This is a genomic window from Ruoffia sp. FAM 20857 (assembly GCF_045528645.1).
Classification (GTDB): Bacteria; Bacillota; Bacilli; order Lactobacillales; family Aerococcaceae; genus Ruoffia; species Ruoffia halotolerans.
Genome location: NZ_JBGQRB010000013.1, coordinates 43264 through 51338, shown reverse-complemented (window position 1 = coordinate 51338; position 8075 = coordinate 43264). Strand labels below are relative to the sequence as shown.

Annotated in this window: 8 protein-coding genes; all 8 read right to left on the bottom strand. The window is 34.9% G+C overall.

Going from position 1 to position 8075, the window contains the following annotated elements; genetic code table 11:
• Window positions 1-182 precede the first annotated feature (182 nt).
• Window positions 183-839, bottom strand: a complete 657-nt coding sequence (gene phoU, locus ACEN4N_RS04660; RefSeq protein WP_407089459.1) for a phosphate signaling complex protein PhoU — start codon at window positions 837-839, stop codon at window positions 183-185.
• Between the two features lie 42 nt (window positions 840-881).
• Window positions 882-1640, bottom strand: coding sequence for a phosphate ABC transporter ATP-binding protein PstB (pstB, locus tag ACEN4N_RS04655; RefSeq protein ID WP_407089458.1), 759 nt, complete (start codon window positions 1638-1640; stop codon window positions 882-884).
• 5 nt (window positions 1641-1645) lie between these two features.
• Window positions 1646-2467 (bottom strand): phosphate ABC transporter permease PstA, encoded by an 822-nt coding sequence (gene pstA / locus ACEN4N_RS04650; protein WP_407089456.1) that lies wholly within the window; start codon window positions 2465-2467, stop codon window positions 1646-1648.
• Window positions 2467-3330 carry a phosphate ABC transporter permease subunit PstC gene (pstC, locus tag ACEN4N_RS04645; RefSeq protein ID WP_338490102.1) on the bottom strand — a complete coding sequence of 288 codons (864 nt, stop codon included), beginning with the start codon at window positions 3328-3330 and terminating at the stop codon, window positions 2467-2469. Before pstC ends, pstA begins: the two co-directional genes overlap by 1 nt.
• Before the next feature lie 357 nt (window positions 3331-3687).
• On the bottom strand, window positions 3688-5367 hold the full coding sequence (gene pnpS / locus ACEN4N_RS04640; RefSeq protein ID WP_407093775.1) for a two-component system histidine kinase PnpS: 1680 nt from the start codon (window positions 5365-5367) through the stop codon (window positions 3688-3690).
• A gap of 47 nt (window positions 5368-5414) precedes the next feature.
• Window positions 5415-6215 (bottom strand): response regulator transcription factor, encoded by an 801-nt coding sequence (locus tag ACEN4N_RS04635; RefSeq protein WP_231606915.1) that lies wholly within the window; start codon window positions 6213-6215, stop codon window positions 5415-5417.
• A 218-nt stretch (window positions 6216-6433) separates the two neighbouring features.
• Window positions 6434-7324, bottom strand: coding sequence for a permease-like cell division protein FtsX (gene ftsX / locus ACEN4N_RS04630; protein WP_407089453.1), 891 nt, complete (start codon window positions 7322-7324; stop codon window positions 6434-6436).
• Window positions 7311-7997 (bottom strand): cell division ATP-binding protein FtsE, encoded by a 687-nt coding sequence (gene ftsE, locus ACEN4N_RS04625; protein WP_338490112.1) that lies wholly within the window; start codon window positions 7995-7997, stop codon window positions 7311-7313. Before ftsE ends, ftsX begins: the two co-directional genes overlap by 14 nt.
• Window positions 7998-8075: the final 78 nt, after the last annotated feature.

Here is an 8075-nt window from a genome sequence, read left to right as displayed (position 1 = left end):
GCCAAGTGAATTCTCCTTTTAGTAATGTATGGTAACTTTATTATATAGGAATTCACTGGCTTTTGTGTACATACAAAAAAAGGTGTCAGTGAGATTTCTCTCACCAACACCAAAAATTCAAGAACCAATAAAATCCCCTCTTTATTAAGCCTTAACTTAATGAAGAGGGGATGGGTATGCCATTAGTTTAATTCTACGATGTCTCCTGAGTGTAAGTACACAATTCTTTCGCAAATATTAGTCACATAATCTCCGATACGTTCTAAGTTATTTGCAACACCAATATAGTTAATACCTCCGATAATTACTTCAGTATCAAATTCCATTGTTTGTGCAGCAATTCCATAAATTTGTTGTTGTAGAGCATCTAACTCATTATCACGGTCAGCAATCTTACGTGCTGCTCTAACATCACCCTTAACAAATGCTTGAATGACATCAGTAATCATCTCTTGAGCAAGCTCACCCATTTGTTTAACAATATCATCTAGGCGCTCGATTTTTTCTTCGTCAGGATTACGACGAATGACAGTCTTAGCAACAGATGTTGCATGGTCAGCGATACGTTCTACATCTGAATTTGCAGAAAATACTGTAAAGATTTTTCTTAAATCTCCAGTCACTGGTTGTTGTAATGCTATTAGAAGGTATGCATCTCTTTCGATTTCAACACTTAAAGCATTAATTCTTAGGTCATCAGCAATTACTTCGTGCGCTAATTCATTATCATTTTCGTCAAACGCTTTAATCGCTTTATGTAATGACTCATTAGCGAAGTTACTTAACATAATTAATTTATCCAAAAATTTTTCTAATTCTTCTTGAAATGCTTCTCTCACTGTTTTTCCTCCTAGAAAATATACGTATTAGTTTAAATAAAATTAACCGAAGCGACCTGAAATATAATCGTCAGTGCGTTGTTCTGACGGGTTAATGAAGATTTTCTCAGTATCATCAAATTCAATGACTTCCCCAGTTAAGAAGAATGCTGTTTTATCAGAAATACGTGCAGCTTGTTGCATATTATGAGTAACAATAACAACCGTATATTTCTCTTTTAATTCAGAAATAAGTTCTTCAATTTTCCCAGTAGAAATTGGGTCAAGTGCAGAAGTTGGCTCATCCATAAGTAATACTTCTGGATCGTTAGCAATCGCACGTGCAATACAAATTCTTTGTTGTTGTCCACCAGAAATTGCTGTTGCATTTTTATCTAATTTATCTTTTACTTCATCCCAAATTGCTGCTGCTCGTAAACTTTCTTCAACAATTTGGTCAAGTTGAGTTTTATCTTTAATCCCGTGAGTTCTAGGTCCATAAGCAATGTTGTCATAAATACTTTTTGGGAATGGGTTTGGATGTTGGAACACCATACCAACTTTTTTGCGTAATAAATTAGCGTCATAGCCTTTTTCGTAGATATTTTGACCATCTAAAGAAATTAATCCATCCACACGAGCATATGATACTAAATCTTGCATACGATTTAATGTTTTGATAAATGTTGATTTACCACAACCTGAAGGTCCGATAAATGCTGTAACTACTTTCTCTTCAATATCCATATTAATATTTTTTAACGCTTGAAAATCACCGTAATAAAAGTCTAAGTCTTTAATTTTAAATTTTGTGTTAGCCATATTTTTTATTTCCCTCCAGAGCCTAGTCGATTACCAATTAAATTTGATAAGCCGTTAATGAATAGAACAATTAATATTAGAATCGATGCAACAGCATATGACTCATCTACGTGAAGTCCTTCTTGAGATAACATATACATGTGAACCGCAAGAGTACGACCTGAATCTCCTAGTGATGATATCATACTTGATGATGATCCTAAAGTATAGATAAATGCTGCTGACTCACCGACAATACGTCCAATTGCTAAGATAACTCCGGAAAGAATACCTGGCATCGCAACTGGCAGAACGACAGTAAAGATTGTTCTTAATCTTCCTGCTCCTAAACCATAACTACCCATACGTAAAGAATCATTGACCGAACGCAATGCTTCTTCAGTAGATGAGATGATGATTGGTAAAATCATAATTGTTACCGTTAAAATACCCGCAAAGTGAGAATATCCCCACTCAAACTGATATACGAATAAAAGCATACCAAACAGTCCGTAAACAATTGATGGAACTGCCGCTAATGTATCAGTTGCTAAACGAATAATTGGTAAGAATTTACTTTTTTGATCAGCGTATTCTACTAAGTAGAACCCAGTAAAGATTCCTACTGGACCTGCAATGAGTAATGATGCACCAATAATAATTAATGTTGAAATAATTGACGGCATCATAGACACATTATCAGTCGTATAATCCCATTCAAACATTGATGCAGATAAATGAGGTATTCCATTATAGAAGATATAACCTACAATGAAAAGTAACATACCTAATGTAAATAAACCTGCTGCCCATACTAATATTTTAAAAAAGCTGATTTTTTTAGTCATTAGTCGTTCCCTCCTCTGTTTTTAACGAACATGAAAGTAGTATTTAGGAGGATAATAAAGATAAATAATACAACCGCTGTAGCAATTAACGCTTCTCTATGGCGACCACTTGCATAACCCATCTCCAGAACAATATTCGTCGTTAACGTACGAACACCTTGGTTTAAATCGTTAGGGATTGCTGGTTGGTTACCAGTTACAAGAATAACAGCCATTGTCTCACCAATCGCACGACCAATACCTAAGATAATCGCAGATAAGATACCTGATTTTGCAGCAGGTAAAATAACGCGCATAATTGAACGGTCATGATCAGCACCTAAACCAACACTCGCTGAGTAGTATTCTTTAGGAACAGCACGTAAAGATGCCTCAGACAAACCAATAATAGTAGGTAAAATCATAATACCTAACAATGTAGAAGCCGTTACAATATTCATCCCTGTTCCACCCATTAAATCACGGAAGAATGGCACAAATAATCTTAATGCAAAATAACCGTATACAATAGATGGAATTGATGCCATTAAGTTAATTGCAGGCTTTGCAAATTTATATAACCAGTCAGGACAGTAGAATGCCATAAAGATAGAAGAAAGAACACCGATTGGAACCCCAATAATAATTGCTCCTGCTGTAACAACAAGTGACCCAACAATCATTGGTAAGATACCAAATGAAGGTTTGGAAGCAGTTGGACGCCATACCTCGTTAAAAATAAAGTTACCAATTCCTTCTTCAAGTATAAAAGGTACTCCACCTTCAAAAATGAAGTAGAATATTAAAATAATCGAAAGAATCGATAATGACGCACACACTATGAAAACATATTTCATAAATGTTTCAGTAAAATTAGACTGCATACAGAATCTCCTTTAAAAAAATAAATTACATTACAATTAAGTACCGTAATAGAATACTTGCGTCTTCATTTTACAACTCAATTGTAAATTTTGTGTAAATTTTATGTAAATATTTATAAAGCGGTTTATTATAGTCATTGTAAAGACGGGAACTCGGGAAAAATTGCAACAATAAAAAAACACTTTATATCATCAAGTATTGTTACAACCGAATTACACAAATGAATCTATATATATTTTTCTGCATATAATTTCTATGATTAAAAATATATAGATTGCATAGGTGAGACTCATACTTTTTCGCTTTATTAAATGCTTTTTTAATATAACTTTTAGCTTGACTCAATGGGAAATAAATTATTCTAAAGGGAGTTTGATATGGAATGTGGTACCAATTCCCACCTCACTTTCAACATGAATGGTTCCGTTCATGTTCATAATTAAGTTACGTACAATTGATAAACCAAGCCCGGTTCCACCTGAATTTCGACTTCGCCCTTTATCTACTCGATAGAAGCGTTCAAAAATTCGTTCTTGGTCTGCTTTTGGAATTCCAATTCCTTTATCTGAAACAGAAAAATGTACAGAATTATTAACTTGTTCAATATTAATTTTTACCTCACTATCGACATCTGAATAATTAATGGCATTATCAATCAGATTTGTAAAAATTTGTTCAATACGATGTTGATCTGCCTTCATCATCACAGGTCTCTCAGCATCAACTGAAATACTAATATGTTTCCTATCAGCCTGTTTGTAGAAGAACTGAATTAGATTATTCACGGTCTCTACAACTTCAAACGACTTAACAACCATAGGTTCACTTTTCTTCTCAACACGAGACAATTCTAAAATATCACTAATAATCGTCTCTAACCGATTACTTTCATTTGCAATGATTGTAATAAATTTCTCCGCTAACTCTGGTTGCTTTAAAGCACCATCTAAAAGTGTCTCAGCAAAACCTTTGATTGCTGTCACTGGTGTTCTTAACTCATGTGAAGCATTCGCAACAAACTCTGTTCGAACTGTTTCTAAGCGTCTTACTTGTGTAATGTCATACAATAAGACAAGAATCGATTCAATCTCATCAGGTGATTTCCCGTAAGGAATAATATTCACATCTATAAATTTAGACGTCGGAATATATAGTTCGATGTGATTGCTTAATGGCTGATGCGTCTTAAGTGCTTCATTAATCATATCTACCAGTACATAACTCTTAATTACTGCCTGGAAAGATCTTTGCGTTGTATGTATATCTATATTTAATAATTGCATCGCTTCAGAATTAATTAATTCGATTTTTCTAGAATTACTTATTAAAACTACACCCAAGTTTAAATGTCCCATTAATAAGGATAGTCGTTGCTCACTAGCATTTAAATCACCACGTTTGGTTTTTAACTCTTGTTTTAATGTCGAAATATTTGTACCTAAATTATCGATAACGGGTAAATTACCTCGTATATATTCAAATTGGTACTGATCATCTTCTACATGTTCAACCGCTAAATTGATGGCTTCGATTGGTTTTGTAACAAAGTTGATTATATGTCTATACACCAAGTATATTAGAAGTAAGATTAGGAAAATAATGACTGCCATCCACAAATAAAAGTCATCTAACTGATCTTGAAACAACGACTTGTTATAGTACTTTACTAACTGATACGTCCCATCATTTGCTTCGATTGGCGTGTAAACAACATAACCATTTAGATATACCTTGCTCGACACTTTATCTTTTGGAAAGTCTTTTAACTGTTGTCGAACCGTTTGTAGTCGGGTTCTTTCAGCAAAATCATTCCAAATAACTTCGCCATCTTTCAGTACAATTGATTCTGCGCTATCTGTACGCTTGAATGGTTCAATTTTTAACTCGACTTCTGAAAAGTTCTCAGCATTCACTCCTAAATCTTCTAGAAATTCTGCTTGAATCTCAGCTCGTGTCTCCAAAGGCTGTAATATTGAACGATGAATAAGTTGTCTCACAAAATACCCAGAGATACTGATTCCAATTACTACGCACACAATTAAAATAATTCGGGAATTGCGTTTATGTAATCTCTGGTTAAAAATCATTCTTTTGGCACCACGAATTTATACCCAAATCCTCGCACGGTTTTGATATATTCAGGATTTTTCGTATCCTTTTCGATTTTTTCTCGTAAATGACTAATATGAACATCGACAATTCGTGTCTCACCCGCATAATCAAAGCGCCAAATACTATTTAATAATTGTTCACGACTTAAGATACGACCTTTACGAACAGCCATATAAACTAATAACTCAAATTCTTTAGGTGTCACTTCAATTTTATCGCCGTGAACGACAACTTCATATCGATCAGCGTAAATTTCAATATCACCTAATTTAATCACTGAATCTGATTCATCTTGTAATAAGTAACGATCTTCTTCGTAGTCATTATAATTATCTTCTAATTCACGTAACTCAGCATCAACTGCTTCTTGATGAGCTTGTTCACTGTCTTTTTCTGACATATGTTTTGCTTCAGTTCTTCTCAAGATTGCTTTTATTCTTGCCGTTACTTCTCTAGGACTAAATGGCTTAGTCATATAATCATCTGCACCAAGCTCTAAGCCGATTACCTTATCGTACTCGTCATCTTTAGCAGTTAACATCAGAATCGGTGTATCTATATCCTCTTGTCTTACCCGACGGCAAATATCCATACCATCCATTCCTGGTAACATCACATCTAATATAATAAAGTCGTATTCATTCGTCTTTATCATCTTATATCCACTTTCACCATTATTGGCGGTGTCAACGGTATATCCGGCTTCTTTTAAGTTGTATTCTAATAATGTTAAGATTGCAATCTCATCATCAACAACTAGAATATGTTTCATAATTATCCTCCAGTTCATACCTATATACTATAATAATGCTCGTGTCTCCTATCTTATCAAAGTATCAAACCATTTTGTACAGGAAACTCTACATCATTTTTTATTATAACATTCTTTTAATATTCATTCTGTGTATATATTGTACCTTATCCATTAAAAAAAACTCAAAGGTTACGTAAGCTCTTGCTTTAATAATCTTTGAGTTTTCATATGACTATTTAAAATTTTAAAAATCGTTTAATCGACCGCCTTGCTCCGATAACACCTAATAAAATTCCTATAATGACTAAACCACCCGCAACATAATAAATAAATGGTGTGGTTGGTGTAAAGGCAATGACTTCTACTCCTGTAATCTCAACGGTGGCACTTTGCATCCCTTCATAAGCTCCGTAAAGTAAGACACTGGCAAAGATCGAACTAATTAAACCTATAAAGGCTCCTTCATAAGCAAATGGTGCGCGGATATAGCTATTTTGTGCCCCAACTAAGCGCATAATTTCAATTTCAGTTTGCCGTGCGTAGATGGTTAACTTGATTGTATTCGATATTAGCGCTACTGCAATTACAACGAGAACGGCTGCAATTAATGCAAACACAACTCTGACAATTTCAAGGGTGCTCAATAAGTTTTGCGTATCAATTTCACCATAAGTGACATCCACAGCGTAAGGTAATTCACTAATTTGCTCTGTGACAGCGTCTAAATATTCTGTATCTTCAACAGATACAACAAACACATTAAATAATGGGTTCGCATCATCACTAAATAGAGCAAACTCTTCCCCGACCCGGTCGATTAAGTCCTCTAGTTCTTCTTCTCTTGTTCGATACGTTATATCAGACACATACTCTATCTCTTCGATGGCTTGGTGTAAGTCCGCTTCATCTTGTTCATCTGCAGCTAGGTCGATGTGAGCTCGAATTTGAACGCCTTCTTCGATATCTTGAGTTATATTATCAACGTTACTCAAGAGCATAATTAATCCACCCACCATTAAGAGTGTGACTGTCATTGTTAAGATAGAGGCAGCAGTCATCCAACCATTACGAAATAAATTACGGAAACCATTACGGAGTTGTCTGAAGAAATTTCTAATGCTTTTCATTATATTCCCCCTCATACTCATCACGAACGAGATTGCCTTTTTCTAAACGAATTAAGCGGTGCTTAAATTCATTAACCAAATGGTCATTATGTGTTCCCATGAGAACAGTGGTTCCATTCTGGTTAATGCGTTCGAGTAATCTAAATATCTCAATTGCATTCTCAGGGTCCAAGTTTCCGGTTGGCTCATCGGCAACGAGAATACGTGGGTGATTAACAATCGCACGTGCAATCGATACTCGCTGTTGCTCCCCACCTGATAACTCTTTTGGATATTGGTTTACTTTTGTTCTTAACCCAACGAGTTCCATAACTTCTTTAACTCGCTTTTTAATTTCTTTACGACTTTTCCCTGTTACTTCCATCGCATAGGCGACATTTTCATACGCCGTTAGGGATGGAAGGAGTTTAAAGTCTTGGAAGATGACCCCGACTTGTCTTCTTAACATAGGGACATCTTTTGGTTTTAATCTATTTAAGTGATATTTTCCTACGACGACTTTTCCTTGCGTTTGTATTTCTTCACGGTAAAGAATTTTCATTAATGTCGATTTACCGGACCCACTCGGTCCAACGAGGTAGGCAAACTCGCCTTGTTCGATTCGTAGATTAATGTCGTTCAATGCAACAACACCATTCTCATATCGTTTCGATACGTTTGTTAATTGAATCATGTCCTTATCCTCACTTTCAAAATATTCTGTCCCATTGTATATGAAATATGTATCACAGTGATAACAAACTGCTAACTA

Excerpts from the sequence above, each read along its gene's own strand:
- pstB (WP_407089458.1), bottom strand. The coding sequence starts at position 1,640 with ATGGCTAACACAAAATTTAAAATTAAAGACTTAGACTTTTATTACGGT.
- pstA (WP_407089456.1), bottom strand. The coding sequence starts at position 2,467 with ATGACTAAAAAAATCAGCTTTTTTAAAATATTAGTATGGGCAGCAGGT.
- pstC (WP_338490102.1), bottom strand. The coding sequence starts at position 3,330 with ATGCAGTCTAATTTTACTGAAACATTTATGAAATATGTTTTCATAGTG.
- ACEN4N_RS04635 (WP_231606915.1), bottom strand. The coding sequence starts at position 6,215 with ATGAAACATATTCTAGTTGTTGATGATGAGATTGCAATCTTAACATTA.
- ftsX (WP_407089453.1), bottom strand. The coding sequence starts at position 7,324 with ATGAAAAGCATTAGAAATTTCTTCAGACAACTCCGTAATGGTTTCCGT.
- ftsE (WP_338490112.1), bottom strand. The coding sequence starts at position 7,997 with ATGATTCAATTAACAAACGTATCGAAACGATATGAGAATGGTGTTGTT.